The 17,924-nt window shown below is 63.8% G+C and carries 12 protein-coding genes; all 12 read left to right on the forward strand.

Annotated elements, in window-relative coordinates; all coding sequences use genetic code 11:
- Positions 1-105: 105 nt before the first annotated feature.
- Complete coding sequence (locus ACQ4W6_RS06645) at positions 106-1,542, forward strand: IgA Peptidase M64 (RefSeq protein WP_436566395.1); 1,437 nt, start codon at positions 106-108, stop codon at positions 1,540-1,542.
- 609 nt (positions 1,543-2,151) lie between these two features.
- The gene (gene fabI / locus ACQ4W6_RS06650) at positions 2,152-2,937 is read left to right on the forward strand and encodes an enoyl-ACP reductase FabI (protein WP_436566579.1); all 786 of its coding nucleotides are present in this window, start codon (positions 2,152-2,154) and stop codon (positions 2,935-2,937) included.
- A 10-nt stretch (positions 2,938-2,947) separates the two neighbouring features.
- The gene (locus ACQ4W6_RS06655; protein WP_436566580.1) at positions 2,948-4,381 is read left to right on the forward strand and encodes an efflux transporter outer membrane subunit; all 1,434 of its coding nucleotides are present in this window, start codon (positions 2,948-2,950) and stop codon (positions 4,379-4,381) included.
- A gap of 17 nt (positions 4,382-4,398) precedes the next feature.
- Entirely contained in the window at positions 4,399-5,472 is a 1,074-nt protein-coding gene (locus tag ACQ4W6_RS06660) for an HlyD family secretion protein (RefSeq protein ID WP_436566396.1), read from the forward strand.
- Entirely contained in the window at positions 5,469-8,222 is a 2,754-nt protein-coding gene (rbbA, locus tag ACQ4W6_RS06665) for a ribosome-associated ATPase/putative transporter RbbA (protein ID WP_436566397.1), read from the forward strand. Before ACQ4W6_RS06660 ends, rbbA begins: the two co-directional genes overlap by 4 nt.
- A 1-nt stretch (position 8,223) precedes the next feature.
- On the forward strand, positions 8,224-9,348 hold the full coding sequence (locus ACQ4W6_RS06670) for an ABC transporter permease (RefSeq protein ID WP_436566398.1): 1,125 nt from the start codon (positions 8,224-8,226) through the stop codon (positions 9,346-9,348).
- A gap of 47 nt (positions 9,349-9,395) precedes the next feature.
- Entirely contained in the window at positions 9,396-11,663 is a 2,268-nt protein-coding gene (locus ACQ4W6_RS06675; protein WP_495542719.1) for a DUF3141 domain-containing protein, read from the forward strand.
- A gap of 9 nt (positions 11,664-11,672) precedes the next feature.
- Positions 11,673-13,088 carry a bifunctional enoyl-CoA hydratase/phosphate acetyltransferase gene (locus ACQ4W6_RS06680; RefSeq protein WP_436566399.1) on the forward strand — a complete coding sequence of 472 codons (1,416 nt, stop codon included), beginning with the start codon at positions 11,673-11,675 and terminating at the stop codon, positions 13,086-13,088.
- Positions 13,085-14,302, forward strand: a complete 1,218-nt coding sequence (locus tag ACQ4W6_RS06685) for an acetate/propionate family kinase (RefSeq protein WP_436566400.1) — start codon at positions 13,085-13,087, stop codon at positions 14,300-14,302. The genes ACQ4W6_RS06680 and ACQ4W6_RS06685 overlap by 4 nt, the downstream gene beginning before the upstream one ends.
- A gap of 247 nt (positions 14,303-14,549) precedes the next feature.
- Positions 14,550-15,026 (forward strand): hypothetical protein, encoded by a 477-nt coding sequence (locus ACQ4W6_RS06690; RefSeq protein ID WP_436566401.1) that lies wholly within the window; start codon positions 14,550-14,552, stop codon positions 15,024-15,026.
- A 156-nt stretch (positions 15,027-15,182) separates the two neighbouring features.
- Positions 15,183-17,501, forward strand: coding sequence for a DUF8189 domain-containing protein (locus ACQ4W6_RS06695; RefSeq protein ID WP_436566402.1), 2,319 nt, complete (start codon positions 15,183-15,185; stop codon positions 17,499-17,501).
- A 27-nt stretch (positions 17,502-17,528) separates the two neighbouring features.
- Positions 17,529-17,897: a hypothetical protein gene (locus ACQ4W6_RS06700; RefSeq protein ID WP_436566403.1), complete on the forward strand. Its 369-nt coding sequence runs from the start codon at positions 17,529-17,531 to the stop codon at positions 17,895-17,897.
- The last annotated feature ends 27 nt before the right edge of the window (positions 17,898-17,924 follow it).

A 17,924-nucleotide genomic window follows, 5' to 3' on the forward strand; every position in this document is an offset into this window, starting at 1 on the left:
GTCGCTACAATGTGCCGCAGCCAATTTCCGTGGCGCGGCCTTTGATGCCGCAATTTATTTGGAAAACTTCCTCTTTTTCCTGTTTTTCTACCGTTTAGGAATAACATGCAGCAGACTCCGATCCGATCCTTTCTGTGTGCGCTGGCGCTGGCCGCCGGCATCATGCCGGCCGCGCAGGCCGCCAACTCCGCACAGCCGGCCACCATGCGCCTCGATTACCAGCACAGCGGCAATGCGCTGGCTGAGCACTATGCGGTCGAGCGCGTGCTGGTCGAGCCGCTGCCTTGGGCGGGCAACATGGCGCGCACCATCGACGACAGCAACCGTGGCAACAACATGCTCGAAGTAGTCGACATCAAATCGGGCAAAGTGCTGTATTCGCGCGGCTTTTCCACCATCTTTGGCGAGTGGGCCAGCACCGATGAAGCGAAAACCACCACCCGTGCGTTCCAGGAATCGGTGCGCTTCCCGCAGCCGGAACAGCCGGTGCGCGTGCGCATTCTCAAGCGCGATGAGCGCGGCTTGTTTTCTGTTGTGTGGAGCGCCGATGTCGACCCGGCGGCGCAGGATGTGATCCGCAAACAGCCGCCGGCGCCCGTCAAGCCGATACCGATCCGTGTCAAAGGTCCGTCCAGCGACAAGGTCGATCTCCTGATCATGGGCGATGGTTATACGGCGGCCGAAATGGGCAAGTTCGAAGCCACGGCACGGAAATTGGCCGACCACTTGTTTACCGTCTCGCCATTTCGCGAGCGTGCCAATGACTTCAACGTATGGGCCATGGCCGCGCCGACGCAGGAATCCGGCGTGTCGCGTCCATCGACGGGCGTGCATCACGCCTCGCCACTGGGCACGCGCTACGATATCTTCGGCAGCGAACGCTATGTATTGACGACGGACAACCGCGCCTTGCGCGACCTGGCGCAGTACGCGCCCTACGAATTCATCGAAATCCTCGTCAATAACGATACCTATGGCGGTGGCGGCATCTTCGGCCAGTTCAGCACGGCCGCAGCCAACAGCGACTGGGCCAATTACCTGTTCGTGCATGAATTCGGCCACCATTTCGCCGGCCTGGCCGACGAGTACTACACCTCGCCGGTGGCATACCAGTCGAATGGCGAACGCCAGGAACCGTGGGAGCCGAATGCCACGGCCCTGCGCGACCCGGCCAAACTGAAATGGAAAAACCATGTGAAGGCCGGCACACCGCTGCCGACACCGTGGCCGAAGGAGGCGTATGACAGCCATGCGCGCGAATACCAGAAACAGCGCGCGGCCCTGCGTGCGGCCAACCGTCCGGAAAGCGAAATGAGCGATTTGTTCAAGGCCGACCTGGCGTACACGCAGCAGCTGTTTTCCAAGGCGCCGCAGCGCCATGCGGTGGGCGCCTTCGAGGGCGCGAACTACGAATCGTCCGGCTACTACCGCCCGGAAATGCAATGCATCATGTTCGACCGCAGCGAGACTTTCTGTTCCGTATGCCGGGATGGCATCAGCACCATCATCGATCTGTATTCGCGTCCGGCCGCGTTACAGTAACCCTGCAATAAACGCGCAGTGTCAATCAAGTAATCTATGGGGTGCCATGTTGCGATGCAATAGCATGGCCCCCATTTTCGTTTTCCTGGCTCTATCCATCTCTGCAATACCATCCCTCCCTGACCTTTTTCGGTCAATACCAATTCTAGTTCTGGAAGTAACTTTCATTCTCGTCAGCTCAATATAATTATCCAATAGATATCACGATTCGATTGCGGACAGTTTGTTTCATTTAAATAAAATTGAGGTAATATTTGATATACATCAATGTTGCATCGCCGCAATCGCACTTATAGTTGACTTAGCTCAAAGCGTTATGAATGCGGATCGGACTCTTTGTAAATCACGCGTCTAAATGCTGTAGAGTAATTTTTGCCACGTACCAGTCCACTTCGCATGGGTCTGGTGCCGGCCTCGAATTTCAGTGACGGAAGCCAGATTCATGAAGATGCAGATCCTCGCGCCTGACGCATGCAGTGCCTTACATCCCCACACGCCCATCGTGCTGCCCCATGCGCGGGGCGGCGGCGTCACGCTGGCCACCTGCGCCGGCGCGGTGCAGTGCGTGAACGCCGCCACGCCGTGGCCCGCTTTGCGCCCCTCCAAGCCATGACGGCCCCCTTGCTGCAGTCCCTGCCATTGCAGGGCAAACGGGGGCTGGTGGTGGGCATCGCCAATGCGCAAAGCATCGCCTGGGGCTGCGCCAGCGCACTGCGCGCGGCTGGCGCCGAGCTGGCCGTGACCTGGCTCAATGACAAGGCGCGCCCGCATGTGGAGCCGCTGGCGCGGCAAGTGCAGGCGGCTATCATGGCGCCGCTCGACGTGTCCGTGCCGGGCCAGCTCGAAGCGCTGTTTGCGCAGATCGAACAGCAATGGGGCAGGCTTGATTTCGTCGTCCATTCGATCGCCTATGCGCCCAGGCAGGACTTGCATGGCCGCGTCACTGACAGTTCGGCCGAGGGTTTTGCGCAGGCGATGGATATCTCGTGCCACTCCTTCATGCGCATGGCGAAGCTGGCCGAGCCGCTGATGCCGGACGGCGGCAGCTTGATGACCATGAGTTATCTGGGGGCCGAGGAAGTCATCGCCGACTACGGCTTGATGGGCCCCGTCAAGGCGGCGCTGGAAGCATCGGTGCGCTACCTGGCGGCGGAACTGGGCCCTGTCGGCATCCGCGTCAATGCCATTTCGCCAGGGCCGCTCGACACGCGGGCCGCTTCCGGCATTGCCCATTTCGAGCGCCTGATGGCTGACGCCATCGAACGCTCGCCCCTGCGCCGCCTGGCCACCATCGAGGATGTGGGCGCACTGTGCGCCTTCCTCGCCGGCGACGGCGCCCGCGCCATCACGGGCAGCACCCTGTATGTCGATGGCGGCTACAACATCCTGAATTGACTGGAATATGATGAGACTCCCTGTTCCGGCTTTGCCCGTCCGCGCCAGGCTAGCTGCGCTGGCCGCCACCCTGTCCCTGGCGGGCTGCGCCTCGCTGGCGCCGCCGTATGCGCCACCGCCGCTGCCCGTGGCGGCGCTGTATCCGGAAACGGATGCCGCCGGCGCGCACGCCCCGGACATCGCCTGGCAAGCCTACTTTGCCGACGCGCGCCTGCAAGCGATGATTACGCAGGCGCTGGCCAACAACCGCGATATCCGCATCGCTGCCCTGCGCGTGGAAGAAGCGCGCGCCGCGTATGGTTTCCAGCGTGCCGACCAATTCCCTACCGTGGCGCTGGGCGCCACCGGCAGCCGTTCGCGCGTGCCGGACGACTTGAGCCTGACGGGGCGCGCCATGACGAGCGCGCAATACCAAGTGGGCTTGAACGTGAGCGCCTGGGAACTCGATTTCTGGGGCCGCGTGCGCAGCCTGAAAGACAGTGCGTTGCAAACTCTGCTTGCCAGCGACGAGGCGCGCCGCGCCGTCGGCGTGGCCCTGGTGGCCCAGGTGGCAAATGGCTACCTGGGCTTGCGCGAACTCGATGAACGGGTGTTGCTGGCGCGCGCCACGGTCGATAGCCGCGCCGAATCGCTGCGCATTTTTACACGCCGTTTTGAGGTCGGCTCGATTTCCAAGCTGGACCTGACGCAGGTGGAAACATTGCTCAGCCAGGCCTTGTCCCTGTCCGCCCAGCTGGAGCAGGCGCGCGCCGTGCAGGCGCATGCGCTGGCGCAGCTGGTGGGCGGCCCCGTCGACCTGGCACCGGACACGCGCCGTTTCGACGACGCCAGCGTGCTGCAGCCGCTGCATGCCGGCTTGCCATCGGCCTTGCTGGCGCAACGACCCGACTTGGTGGCGGCCGAACATCAGCTGCGCGCCGCACAGGCCAATATTGGCGCCGCGCGCGCCGCCTTCTTCCCGACGATTTCGCTGACCGCCGCCTACGGCACGGCCAGCGCGGAACTGAGCGGCCTGTTCGATTCGGGCAGCGGCGCCTGGAATTTCGCGCCGCGCCTGGTGCTGCCCATCTTTGATGCGGGGCGGATCCGCGCCAATATGGACCTGGCCGAAGTGCGCCGCGACGTGGCGGTGGCCAATTACGAAAAGAGCGTGCAGGGCGCCTTCCGCGAAGTGGCAGACGCGCTGTCGAACCGGCGCTGGCTGGCGCTGCAGGCCGACATTGGCAAGACCACCCTGGCCGCGCAGAGCGAACGCGCGCGCCTGGCCAAGCTGCGCTACGACAATGGCGCCGCACCGTACTTGGAGGTGCTCGATGCCCAGCGCGACCTGCTGACGGTCGAACAGCAACTGGTGCAGACGCGCCGCGCGCTGCTGGCCAGCCAGGTCAGCCTGTATGCGGCCTTGGGCGGCGGTGCTCCTGCTGCCACCACTTTCACCTATTAACCGCGATCGCCGACACCATGAATCCAGAATTGAAAAAGAAACTCGTTCCCGCCGCGCTGATCGTGGTCGTCCTCGTGCTGGGCTACGTGGCCTGGCAAAAAATGCGGCCCAGCGGTCCCGGTGAAGGTTTCGTCAGCGGCAATGGCCGCATCGAGGCGACGGAAATCGATGTCGCCACCAAGCTGGCGGGCCGGGTCAAGGAAATCCTCGTGCGCGAGGGCGATTTCGTCAAGGCTGGCCAGCCACTGGCGACCATGCAGGTCGATTCCCTGTCCGCCCAGCGCGACGAGGCGCGCGCGCGCCAGCAGCAGGCCGCCGATGCGGTGGTGGGCGCGCAGGCGCAGGTGGCCGTGCGCGAAAGCGACAAGGCGGCCGCGCAGGCCATGGTGGCGCAGCGCGAAAGCGAACTCGATGCGGCCAAGCGCCGCCTGGCCCGCTCCGAAACGCTGTCGAAAGAGGGCGCTTCCTCGGTGCAGGAACTTGACGACGACCGCGCCCGCGTGCGCAGCGTGGCGGCGGCCCTGAATGCGGCCAAGGCCCAGGTCACGGCGGCGCAGGCGGCCATCGACGCGGCCAAGGCGCAGGTGGTCGGTTCCCGTTCGGCCGTGGTGGCCGCCGAGGCCACCACGGCGCGCATCGATTCCGACCTGGCCGATGGCCAGCTGACGGCGCCGCGCGGTGGCCGCGTGCAATACCTGGTGGCGCAGCAGGGCGAAGTGCTGGGCGCGGGCGGCAAGGTGCTCAACCTGGTCGACCTGTCGGACGTCTACATGACTTTCTTCCTGCCAGAGACGGCGGCCGGCAAGGTGGCCCTGGGCGGCGAAGTGCGTCTGATTCTCGATGCGGCGCCCAATTACGTGATTCCGGCGACGATTTCCTTTGTCGCCGCCAGCGCGCAATTCACGCCGAAGACGGTAGAGACGGCCAGCGAGCGGCAGAAGCTGATGTTTCGCGTGAAGGCGCAGATCAGCCGCGACCTGCTGCAAAAGCATCTGGCCCTGGTCAAGGTGGGCTTGCCCGGCGTGGCCTGGGTGCGCCTCGATGCGAAGGAGGCATGGCCCGCTGAACTGACGGCCAGGGTCGCGCAGTGAATCTTCCGGCCACCTCCTTCGTCGTCAGCATCAAGGGCGTCAGCCAGCATTACGGCAAGACCGTGGCGCTCGACGCCATCGACCTGGACGTGCCGGCCGGCCGCATGGTGGGCTTGATCGGCCCCGATGGCGTGGGCAAATCGAGCCTGCTGTCGCTGGTGGCCGGCGCGCGCGCCGTGCAGCAGGGAAGCGTCATGGCCCTCGGTGGCGACATGCGCGATGCGCGCCACCGCGATGATGTCTGTCCGCGCATCGCCTACATGCCGCAAGGCCTGGGCAAGAACTTGTATCCGACCCTCTCGGTCGAGGAAAACCTGCAGTTTTTCGCGCGCCTGTTTGGCCACAATGCGGCCGAGCGCCGGCGTCGCATCGATCAGCTGACCCTGAGCACGGGATTGCACCCGTTCCTGGCGCGCCCGGCGGGCAAGCTGTCGGGCGGCATGAAGCAGAAACTGGGCTTGTGCTGCGCCCTGATCCACGATCCCGATTTGCTGATACTCGATGAACCGACTACCGGCGTCGATCCGCTGGCGCGGGCCCAGTTCTGGGACTTGATCGCCGGCATCCGCGTGCAGCGCCCGCAGATGAGCGTGATGGTCGCCACCGCCTACATGGACGAGGCGCAGCGCTTCGATTGGCTGGTCGCCATGGATGACGGCAAAGTGCGGGGCACGGGCACGCCGGCTGAACTGCTGGCGCGCACGCAGAGCAGCAACCTTGAGGCGGCGTTCATCAAGCTGCTGCCGGAAGCCAAGCGCGCCGGCCACCAGCCCGTGGTGATCGCGCCGCTGGACGCGGCCAGCGCGCTCGATATCGCCATTGAGGCGAAAGACCTGACCATGCGCTTCGGCGACTTCACGGCCGTCGACCATGTGAACTTCCGCATCGGCCGCGGCGAAATATTCGGCTTCCTGGGATCCAACGGCTGCGGCAAGTCGACCACCATGAAGATGCTCACGGGCCTGCTGCCGGCCACGGAAGGCAAGGCCTGGTTGTTCGGCAAGGAGGTCGATTCCAACGATATCGACACGCGCCGGCGGGTCGGCTACATGTCGCAGGCTTTCTCTTTGTACAGCGAACTGACGGTGCGCCAGAACCTGGTGCTGCATGCGCGCCTGTTCCACGTGCCGGAAACCGCGATACCGGCCCGCGTCGACGAAATGGCGCACCGCTTCGACCTGATCGAGGTGCTGGACGGCTTGCCCGACAGCCTGCCGCTGGGCATACGCCAGCGCCTGTCGCTGGCCGTGGCCATGGTGCACAAGCCGGAAATGCTGATCCTCGACGAGCCGACTTCCGGCGTCGACCCGATCGCGCGCGACAATTTCTGGCGCTTGATGATCGAACTGGCGCGGCGCGACCATGTCACCATTTTCATCTCCACCCACTTCATGAACGAGGCCGAGCGCTGCGACCGCATCTCGCTGATGCACGCTGGCCGCGTGCTGGTCAGCGATGCGCCGGCCGAACTGGTGAAAAAGCGCGGCAGCGCCACGCTGGAAGAGGCCTTCATTTCCTACCTGGAGGAGGCGGGCGGCGCCACGTCGCCCGAGGCGCAGATTGCGCAAGCGCCGCAAGCCGCCGCGGCGCCATGCGCCACACCTGCGCAGGAACACCGTCGCAGCCGCTTCAGCCTGGGCCGCATGCTCAGCTACATGTGGCGCGAAACGCTGGAATTGCGCCGCGATCCCGTGCGCCTGACCCTGGCGCTGGGCGGCTCGGTGCTGCTGCTGTTCGTGATCGGTTTCGGCATCAGCCTGGACGTGGAAGACCTCAGTTATGCGGTGCTTGACCACGACCAGACGACCCTGAGCCACAACTATGCCAACAACCTGGCCGGCTCGCGCTACTTCATCGAGAAGCCGCCGCTGCGCGATTACGCCGATATCGACAAGCGCATGCGCAGCGGAGAACTGTCGCTGGCGATCGAGATACCACCGGGCTTTGCGCGCGACGTGCAGCGCGGCGCGCAGGCGCAGGTGGGGGCCTGGATCGATGGGGCCATGCCGATGCGCGCCGAAACCGTGCAGGGCTACGTGCAGGGCATGCACCAGCTGTGGCTGGCCGACCAGGCCTTGCACCGCTATGGCATCAAGGCCAGCAACCCGCTCTCCATCGAGACGCGCTTTCGCTACAACCCGGACGTGAAAAGCCTGCCCGCCATGGTGCCGGCCGTGATTCCCCTGCTGCTGCTGATGCTGCCGGCCATGCTGGCGGCCTTGTCCGTGGTGCGCGAAAAGGAACTCGGCTCCATCATCAACCTGTACGTGACGCCTGTGACACGCCTGGAGTTCCTGCTCGGCAAGCAGGTGCCGTACGTGGTGCTGGCCATGTTCAACTTCGTGCTCATGACACTGCTGGCGGTGACGGCGTTCGGCGTGCCGATCAAGGGCAGCCTGCCGACGCTGATAGCGGCCACCTTCATCTTCAATATCTGCGCCACCGGCATCGGCCTGTTCGCCTCGACCTTCACGCGCAGCCAGATCGCGGCCCTGTTCGTGACCATGATCGGCACCATGATCCCGGCCATCCAGTTTTCCGGCCTGCTCAACCCCGTCTCGTCGATGGAAGGCATGGGCAAGGCGATCGGCCTGATGTACCCGGCCACGCACATGCTTAATATCAGCCGGGGGGTGTTCAACAAGGCGCTGGGCTTTGCCGATCTGCATGCCTCGTTCTGGCCATTGATCGTGGCCATTCCCGTGATCCTGGGCGTGACGGTTGCGCTGCTGAAGAAGCAGGAGAGCTGATATGCGCCACCTTGAAAATATCTACCGTCTGGGCGTGAAGGAAATCTGGAGCCTGATCCGTGATCCGATGATGCTGCTCCTGATTTTGTATACCTTCACGCTGGCGATTTACGTGGCCGCCACGGCCAAGCCGGAAACGCTGCACATGGCCTCGATCGCCATCGTCGACGAAGATGGCTCGCCGCTGTCGGGGCGCATCGCCTCGGCCTTCTTTCCGCCCCAGTTCACGCCGCCGGCCATGATCAACCAGAGCCAGGTCGATGTGGGCCTCGATGCGGGCCAGTACACCTTCGTGCTGACCATTCCACCCAAGCTGCAGGCCGACGTGCTGGGCGGGCGCCAGGCGGAAGTGCAGCTGAACGTGGACGCCACGCGCATGAGCCAGGCCTTCAGCGGCAGCGGCTACATCCAGCAGATCGTCGCCGGCGAGGTGGCGGAGTTCGCCAAGCGCTATCGGGGAGTGACGGTCTCGCCGGTGGAGCTGGTGATGCGGGCGCGCTTCAATCCTTCGCTGAGCCAGGCCTGGTTTGGCTCGCTGATGGAAATCATCAATCAGGTGACGATGCTGTCGATCATCCTGACGGGCGCGGCCTTGATACGCGAGCGCGAACACGGCACCATCGAGCATCTGCTGGTGATGCCGGTGACGCCGGCCGAGATCATGCTGGGCAAGGTCTGGTCGATGGGACTGGTGGTGCTGCTGGCCGCCGCCCTGTCGCTGAACCTGGTGGTGCGCGGCATGCTGCATGTGCCCATCGAAGGCTCGATCGCGCTGTTCCTGTGCGGCGCGGCACTGCACCTGTTTGCCACCACCTCGATGGGGATTTTCCTGGCCACCGTGGCGCGCAGCATGCCGCAGTTCGGCATGCTGCTGATTCTGGTGCTGCTGCCACTGCAGATGCTTTCTGGCGGCAGCACGCCGCGTGAAAGCATGCCCGAGCTGGTGCAGAACATCATGCTGATCGCTCCCACCACGCATTTCGTCGAATTGAGCCAGGCGATCCTGTATCGGGGTGCTGGCATCGACGTGGTGTGGAAGCCTTTCCTGGCCTTGCTGGCGATCGGCACGGCCTTGTTTGCCTTCGCACTGGCGCGTTTTCGCAAGACCATCAGCCAGATGGCGTAGGCCCGGCGCCGGAATGTTCCGGCGCGCACTGCATGAAAAGGATAACCATGACAACCGAATCAGCGCAATTTTTCTCCGTCGGCGGCCTGCCGGCACTGGGCATGTTGAGCGACTACGCGCTCGACTCGTGGCAACGCATCGTGCTGTATGCGGACGTGATGCGCCGCCGCGGCAATCAGTATCAGGAACACCTGGCCGAGGAAGTGCCGAACGTGCTCGATTTTCCCGCCGAGCTGGTGATGTCGGGCCTGGCGCTGGCGCGTCCCGTCAACTATGGGCTGGCGCGCATCCTGACGCCAGACGCGCCCGAGCCTGATCCGACGAAGCGCCCTTTCGTCGTCGTCGACCCGCGCGCCGGTCATGGCCCTGGCATCGGCGGCTTCAAGGCGGAAAGCGAGATCGGCGTGGCCCTGCGCGCCGGCCATCCCTGCTATTTCATCGGCTTCCTGCCCGATCCCGTGCCAGGACAGACGGTGGAAGACGTGATGCATGCGGAGGCGATTTTTCTCGAAAAGGTCATCGCCCTGCATCCGCACAGCGACGGCAAGCCCGTCGTCATCGGCAATTGCCAGGCGGGCTGGCAAATCCTCATGACGGCGGCTATGCGCCCGGAATTGTTCGGCCCCATCATCGTGGCCGGCGCACCCGTGTCGTACTGGGCGGGCTGGCATGGCCGCAACCCGATGCGCTATGCGGGCGGCCTGATGGGCGGCAGCTGGGTTACGGCGCTGGCCGGCGACCTGGGTAACGGCCGCTTCGATGGCGCCAGCCTGGTGCAAAATTTCGAGAATCTCAATCCCGCCAACACGCTGTGGAGCAAGCAGTACAATCTGTACGCAAACATCGACACGGAAGCGCCGCGCTACCTGGGTTTTGAAAAGTACTGGGGCGGACATGTCTTCCTGAACGATGTCGAGATGCAGTACATCGTCGACAATCTGTTCATCGGCAACCGCCTGGCCACGGCCGAACTGATTACCTCCGATGGCGTGCGCCTGGACTTGCGCAATATCCGTTCGCCCATCGTCGTATTCTGCTCGAACGGCGACAACATCACGCCGCCGCCGCAGGCGCTGGGCTGGATCACGGACCTGTACCGCGACGACAAGGATGTGCTGCTGCACGACCAGACTATCGTCTACGCCGTGCATGACAGCATCGGCCACCTGGGTATTTTTGTCTCTTCCAAGGTGGGCCGCAAGGAGCACCAGAAGTTCGCCAGCAATATCGACTTGATCAACTTGCTGCCGGCGGGGATTTATCAGGCCCTGATCGTCGACAAGACGCCCGATACGCCGAATGCCGACCTGGCCAGCGGCGATTACGTGCTGTCGATCCAGCGCCGCAGCATCGAGGACGTGCGCGCCATCGTGCAGCCAGACGTGGCCAACGACCGCAAGTTCGCCACCGCCGCACGCGTCTCCGAGGTGAACCTGGCCATGTACCGCAGCTTCGTGCAGCCGTGGGTACGCGCCATGGTCACGCCGCTGACGGCGCGCTTCCTGCAGGCCACGCACCCGCTGCGCGTGTCATACGAGCTGTGGTCGGACCGCAACCTGCTGGCGCCCGTGGTGGCGCTGGAGGCTGAGAAAATCCGCCAGCACCGCCAGCCCGTGTCATCCGATAATCCACTCTTGAAAATGCAGGAAGCCGTCTCCGACACCATCACCGCCAGTCTCGACAGCTGGCGCGAATGGCGCGACACGTTGTATGAAACGACGTTTGATCTGATCTACGGCTCGCCCCTGGTGCAGGCACTGACGGGGCAAGCCGCCAGCGACGCCACGCCGCCGCGCCCCCATCCGGGCATTTCGCCCGAGCATTGCGAATACGTGCGTTGCGAAACGCAGCACATGGACGACGATGTGCGCCATGGCGGCCTGGTGGAAGCGGCCGTGCGCGCGCTGTTCTACATTTACCGCTTCCGCATGATCGCCGATGAACGCCGCGTCAACCTGGCCTTGAAGCTGGTCAAGCCGCAGTACACGCAAGGCTTCGGAATGGAACAATTCCGCTGCATCGTGCGCCAGCAGGCGCGCCTGATGCTGCACGACTTCGATGGTGCCATGGCCGCCTTGCCGGACTTGCTGGCCAATGCCGAGCCGGACGCCATCCGCGCGCTGGCCGAGTGGCTGCAGCAGGTGCTGCTGGTGCCGGAAGAACCTGCGCCGGACGAGGATGCGAGCCTGCAGCAGATGCTCGACGTGTTCGAGCGCGCCGCGAGCGCCAAAGACAAGCCTGCCGTGCGAGAATCGGCAAGTGTTCCCGTGACGCAGCCCAAAGCCAAACCTGCCAAGAGCATTACCCCAGCCTAGAAGGCCAAGATGACCACTACCCAAGACGATGACTTGAATATCGTGCGTAACCGCACCTTCGACCAGATCGCTATCGGCGACAGCGCCAGCATCACGCGTACTCTGAGCATGGACGATATCGCCCTGTTCGCCGTGATGTCGGGCGACGACAACCCGCAGCATCTCGATGCCGAGTTTGCCGCTTCCAGCCGCTACCAGGGCGTGATCGCGCATGGCATGTGGGGCGCGGCGCTCATTTCCGCTGTGCTGGGTACGCGCTTGCCCGGTGCCGGCACCGTCTACACGGGTCAGACCCTGCGTTTTCTGCAGCCCGTGCGCGTGGGCGACACGCTGGCCATCAGCGTCACCGTCACGGCGCTTGAACCGGGCAACCGCCAGGTGACGCTGGCATGCCGCTGCGTCAACCAGCATGGTGTGGTGGTACTCGATGGCGATGCACAGGTGATCGCGCCGGCCGAGCAGATCGAACGCGCGCGCGCCACCTTGCCTGAAGTACGCCTGCATAATGGTGACGGCACGCGGCGCCTGCTGGAGCACGCGCGCATCCTGGGTCCCATCAAGGTGGCGGTGATTCATCCCTGCGATGCGCTGAGTCTATCGGGTGCGCTCGACGCGTACGCGGCCGGCCTGATCATCCCCGTGCTGGTGGCGCCGCGCGCACGTTTGGAAGCGGTGGCGGCAGAGGCAGGCTTGAGTTTGGACGGCATTGCCATCGAAGACGTCGAGCATAGCCATGCTGCTGCCGCGCGCGGCGCCGAACTGGCGGGCAAGGGCGAAGTGGAAGCGCTGATGAAGGGCAGCCTGCACACGGATGAATTGATGTCGGCCGTGCTGTCCGCCAGCGCCGGCTTGCGCACCAAGCGCCGCATCAGCCACTGCTTCCTGATGCAGACGCCAGCTTATCCGCGCCCCTTCATCATCACCGACGCCGCCATCAATATCGCGCCTACCCTGGAAATGAAGGCCGACATCGTGCGCAATGCGATAGACCTGGCACACGTGATCGGCGTGGCCAAACCGCGCGTGGCGATTCTCGCCGCCGTGGAGACGGTCAATCCCAGCATGCCAGCTACCCTGGACGCGGCCGCCCTGTGCAAGATGGCCGACCGTGGACAAATCACCGGAGCCATCCTCGACGGTCCGCTGGCGTTCGATAACGCCGTCTCGATCGCTGCCGCCACCGTCAAGGGCATCGTTTCCGAGGTGGCGGGCCGCGCCGACATCCTGCTGGTGCCCGATCTGGAGAGTGGCAACATGCTGGCCAAGCAGCTCGAATACATGGGCGACGCGGACAGCGCCGGCATCGTGCTGGGCGCGAAGATCCCCGTCATCCTGACCAGCCGTGCCGACTCGCGCGCCAGCCGCATCGCCTCGTGCGCGCTGGCCGTGATGCTGGCCAATCATTACCGGAGCACGCCACCATGAACGCGCCCATCGAGCAAGCCGATGGCAGCCTGATCCTGGTGCTCAATTGCGGCTCGTCGAGCATCAAGTTCGCCCTGTTCGAGCAAACGGGCGGCGTGCTGCCGCAGCAGGCAGAATGGAGTGGCAAGGTCGAAGGCATCGGCAGGGAGAGTGCCAGTTACCGCACCGGCGGCCTGCCTGCCGAACCCTTGCAGCTCGACCCGCAGCAAGCGCATCATGCGGCGCTGGCGTACATCCGCGAAAAAGTCGTCGAGCGCCTAGCCGGGCGTTCGCTGCGCGCCGTGGCGCACCGCGTGGTGCATGGCGGCAGCAAGTATTTTGCGCCCGTGCGCATCGATTTCAAGGTGTTGGCGGACCTGAAAAGTTTTATCCCGCTGGCGCCGCTGCACCAGCCGTTCGCATTGGAGGCGATTGAGGTGCTGCTGGAATCGCGTCCCGATATCGCCCAGGTGGCGTGCTTCGACACGGCCTTCCACCATACGGTGCCGCAGGTCGAGCAGATGCTGGCCCTGCCTTACGATGCGTGGGAGCGGGGCTTGCGCCGCTATGGCTTTCATGGCCTGTCGTATGAATACCAGTCGCTGGTGCTGGAGCAGCGCTTCGGGGCCGTCGCGCGCGGCAAGGTCATCGTGGCGCATCTGGGTAGTGGCGCCAGCTTGTGCGCCATGGATGGCTTGCATAGCGTGGCCACCACCATGGGCTTTTCCGCGCTCGATGGGTTGATGATGGGCACGCGCTGTGGCTCGCTCGATCCGGGCGCCGTCATCTATCTGATGGAAATCGAGAAACTGTCGCTGGAAAAGGTGGCGCATGTGCTGTACCACGAATCGGGTTTGCTGGGTGTGTCCGGCGTGTCGGCCGACCCGCCGGTATTGCTGGCGCAGCAGGACCGGCAGGATGCAACGGGTGACCGTATCCGTGCCGCGCTGGCCTTGTACATCCGCCGCATCGTGCGCGAAATTGGCGCCCTGACGGCCGTGCTGGGTGGATTGGACATGCTGGTGTTTACTGCCGGTATCGGCGAGCACAACGCGGAGCTGCGCCAGCGCATCTGTGCGGAGCTGGGTTTTATCGGTCCCGTGCTCGACAGCGAAGCCAATGCGCGCAACGCCAGCCGTATTTCCAGCGCCGACAGCCGCATCATGGTGGGTGTGGAGCCGGCGAACGAGGAGTGGGTGGCTGCCCGCCACGCGGCGCGGGCCGTCAATTTTTGATGATGAGCTGGTAGTTTCAAGCTCATTGGGAAATTTGCCGAATGGCACATATTTTCCATTGAGTGCCCATTGAGTGCCCATTGAGTGCCCATTGAGTGCGATACCGCACAGTCTGGTTTCAGCTTTGCCTTTACTATGAAGTCATGCCGTCGAGTTGCTGTAAAAAAACAGCGCGATGCCTGGCAAATTTGAAACATTTTGCCCGCCTTTAGTAAAAATAAATCGAATCTATATTGAAAGGTCATCCATGAACAAATTACTCGCCACCCTGATCGCTACCCTGTTTGCCACCGCTGCTATCGCTCAAACGGCGCCAGCCACCGAAGCTGTCGTGAAAGCCCAGGCTTCCGCACAAAAAGACGTCAACAAGGCTGCCGCTTCGGAAGCCAAGGTAGATGCCAAGGCTGACGCTAATGTCTCCAAGGCAGAAATGAAAGCCGGCGACAAGAAAGCTGACGCCCAGCACAAGGCCAACAAAACCAAGGCCAAGGCCCACGACAAAGTGGTACACGCCGATGCGGAAGATAAAATGAAAGCGGAAGCCAAGGCGGATAAAACCGATGCCAAGGCCGATGCGAAAGCGGGCAAAACTAGCGTAAAAGCGGATGCCAAGGTCGCCAAGGAAAAAGTGGAAGCGAACGCCGATAAAGCCATCGCCGCCACCAAGACCGAAGAAGCCAAGGCCAAGGCCGACGCTGAAGTCAAGGCCGCCGCCGCCAAGTAACTGCGTTCGCAGCTTTTCCTGCAGCAAGAAAGACAGCTTCGGCTGTTTTTTTTCGTCTGCCACTTTTTCTCGGGCACCGCTTGCCAGCTTTGATCTGGCTCAAATGCTCCTCTTTTCACCGTGCCATAGTGAGTTGGCAGACAGATGAAGGGAGACATGATGAGCACCGCTACAACGAAAAATTCACCGGCTACGGGCTCCGCTGAAGGCATGCCAGCCATGCATGCGATGCCATCCATGCCGATAGAGGGAGACGTGCTGGCGTCCGATGCCAGCGCGGAGCGCATCAACAGCATGCCCGGGCAGCGCCTGGGCGTGTCGTACGCTGACCAGGCCGCCAACAATGCTTCCGGGAGCATGCCAGGCGCTGGCATGCAGCAGGCATCGCAGGGCATGGCGGGTGCCAGTGGCATGCCGACAGGCGGTGGCGGCGGCATGGGCGCGGGGCGCGATGATGGAGGCGGTGGCATGGGTGGCGGTGCAGATGGGGCGGCGGGTGGCGGCACGCCACAGGTACGCACCTGCGCCACGATGGATGTCCATCGGCGCCTGCTGAGTGAAGATCCCGGCTATGCGAGCATACGCGACGAGATTGAAAACCTGGCCGGCTTGTACGAGGCCGACAGCGGCATCGCCGGGCGTGCGGGCGTGACGCAGATACCGGTGGTGGTGCACGTGGTGTGGAATACGCCGGCGCAGAATATCTCGGACGCGCAGATCGCCAGCCAGATCGACGTGCTCAATCGTGATTACCGGCGCGCGAATACCGATGTGGGCAGCACGCCGGCGCCATTCTTGCCGCTGACGGCTGATGCGCGCGTGGAATTTGCGCTGGCCACGACAGACCCGAACGGTGCGGCCAGCAGCGGTATCGAGCGCCGCCAGACGACGGTAGCGTCGTTTGGCGCCGATGATGCCGTCAAATCGCAGGCGACGGGTGGCATGAATGCCTGGCCGGCAGACACATTCCTGAATGTATGGGTCTGCCAGCTGGGCGGTGGCCTGCTGGGGTATGCGCAGTTTCCCGGCGGCCCGGCCGCTACCGACGGCGTGGTGATCCTGCAATCGGCCTTTGGCACCATCGGCACGGCCGCGCCACCTTTCCACCTGGGGCGCACGGCCACGCATGAAGTGGGGCACTGGTTGAACCTGAACCATATCTGGGGCGACGACGGCACCGGCTGTTCGGGTACCGATAACGTGGCCGATACGCCCAACCAGGGTGGGGCGAATACGGGCGCGCCATCGTTCCCGCACGTTTCCTGCAGCAACGGGCCGAATGGCGACATGTACATGAACTACATGGATTATGTCGACGACCCCGCCATGTTCATGTTTACCACGGGCCAGGCGGCGCGCATGCAGGCCTGCCTCGACGGCCCGCGCGCCAGCATCGGTAACAGCACGGGGGGAGGCGGTGGCGCCACTTTGCGCCAGAGTTCCTCACCCGTGGTGGCCTGGGGCGCGAATCGCCTGGATATATTCGTGCTCGGTACCGACCGCGCGCTATACCACAAGGCCTGGAATGGTACGGCTTGGGCGCCATCCGTCAACGCTTACGAAGGGCAGGGTGGCATCTGTACCAGCGCACCGCAAGTCGTCTCTTGGGCGCCGAACCGGCTCGATGTTTTTGTCACGGGCACCGACAGCGGTTTGTTCCATAAGTGGTGGAATGGCTCGGCCTGGGGACCGTCGCTAACGGGCTATGAAGCCATGGGCGGCCTGTGCGTGGGCGACCCGCGTGCCGTGGCCTGGGGACCGAACCGGCTTGACGTGTTTGTCGTCGGCACGGACCGTGGGCTGTATCACAAGTGGTGGAACGGCGCCGCCTGGGGGCCGTCGCTGACGGGCTATGAAGCCATGGGTGGTATCTGCCTGGGCCAGCCTGAAGCGGTGGCGTGGGGACCGAACCGGTTGGACGTGTTCGTCATCGGCACGGACCGGGCCCTGTATCACAAGTGGTGGAACGGCACGGCCTGGGGACCTTCGCTGACCGGTTATGAACGGCTGGGCGGCATCTGCACCTCGTCGCCGAAAGCGGTGGCCTGGGGGCCGAACCGCCTCGATGTGTTTGTCACCGGCACCGATGGCGCGCTGTATCACAAATGGTGGGATGGCACGAAATGGGGGCCATCTCCAGACGGCTTCGAGCGCCTCGGCGGCATCTGCGTGGGCGAGGTGGAAGCCGTGTCGTGGGCGGCCAACCGGCTTGACCTGTTCGTGATTGGCACGGATAGCGCCCTGTATCACAAGGCCTGGAACGGCACGGCATGGACGCCGTCGCTGACGGGATTTGAAAGCCTGGGCGGCATTTGCACCTCGCGTCCGCGCGCCACCGCCTGGGCGGCGAATCGCCTCGATGTCTTCGTCACGGGCACGAATGGCGCCCTGTTCCACAAGGCCTGGAACGGCACGGCCTGGTCGCCATCGGTGAGCGGCTATGAAGGCCTGGGCGGCGTGGTATCGTGCTTCTGACTGCGATGTTTTAATACGGGAGGCGGCATGCATGGCATGACAATGGCACGGCCCAGCGGCAGCTGGACGCATTCCTTCGAGGAGGATGCGGCCGGTATCGAAGTGTACCGGCCCACGGCCACGTTTGCCTTCCCTCCCAGCCGCAAGGGGCGCAAGGTGCTCGAGTTTGACGCGGAAGCGGACGCAGGCGGCATGGCCGATGGTGGCTTGCGCATGACCAGCATGTCGCCGGGCCCCGATGATCGCCCATGCGCGGGACCAGTCGCTCACCTGCTGCCCTTGGGCATGGGCCGCTATGCCTTGGCTGGCACGCAGACGCCGCAAGACGTGCTGGAAATTGTCGAGGCGACACCAGACATCCTCCGGTTGGCGCGGCGCCAGGAAGGAAATCTGTAGCACCTTGTTTCGACTTGCAATGCCTGC

It is taken from the genome of Janthinobacterium woesei, assembly GCF_051380875.1.
Classification (GTDB): domain Bacteria; phylum Pseudomonadota; class Gammaproteobacteria; order Burkholderiales; family Burkholderiaceae_D; genus Janthinobacterium.

Excerpts from the sequence above, each read along its gene's own strand:
- ACQ4W6_RS06645 (WP_436566395.1), top strand. The coding sequence starts at position 106 with ATGCAGCAGACTCCGATCCGATCCTTTCTGTGTGCGCTGGCGCTGGCC.
- fabI (WP_436566579.1), top strand. The coding sequence starts at position 2,152 with ATGACGGCCCCCTTGCTGCAGTCCCTGCCATTGCAGGGCAAACGGGGG.
- ACQ4W6_RS06655 (WP_436566580.1), top strand. The coding sequence starts at position 2,948 with ATGAGACTCCCTGTTCCGGCTTTGCCCGTCCGCGCCAGGCTAGCTGCG.
- ACQ4W6_RS06660 (WP_436566396.1), top strand. The coding sequence starts at position 4,399 with ATGAATCCAGAATTGAAAAAGAAACTCGTTCCCGCCGCGCTGATCGTG.
- ACQ4W6_RS06670 (WP_436566398.1), top strand. The coding sequence starts at position 8,224 with ATGCGCCACCTTGAAAATATCTACCGTCTGGGCGTGAAGGAAATCTGG.
- ACQ4W6_RS06675 (WP_495542719.1), top strand. The coding sequence starts at position 9,396 with ATGACAACCGAATCAGCGCAATTTTTCTCCGTCGGCGGCCTGCCGGCA.
- ACQ4W6_RS06680 (WP_436566399.1), top strand. The coding sequence starts at position 11,673 with ATGACCACTACCCAAGACGATGACTTGAATATCGTGCGTAACCGCACC.
- ACQ4W6_RS06685 (WP_436566400.1), top strand. The coding sequence starts at position 13,085 with ATGAACGCGCCCATCGAGCAAGCCGATGGCAGCCTGATCCTGGTGCTC.
- ACQ4W6_RS06690 (WP_436566401.1), top strand. The coding sequence starts at position 14,550 with ATGAACAAATTACTCGCCACCCTGATCGCTACCCTGTTTGCCACCGCT.
- ACQ4W6_RS06695 (WP_436566402.1), top strand. The coding sequence starts at position 15,183 with ATGATGAGCACCGCTACAACGAAAAATTCACCGGCTACGGGCTCCGCT.
- ACQ4W6_RS06700 (WP_436566403.1), top strand. The coding sequence starts at position 17,529 with ATGCATGGCATGACAATGGCACGGCCCAGCGGCAGCTGGACGCATTCC.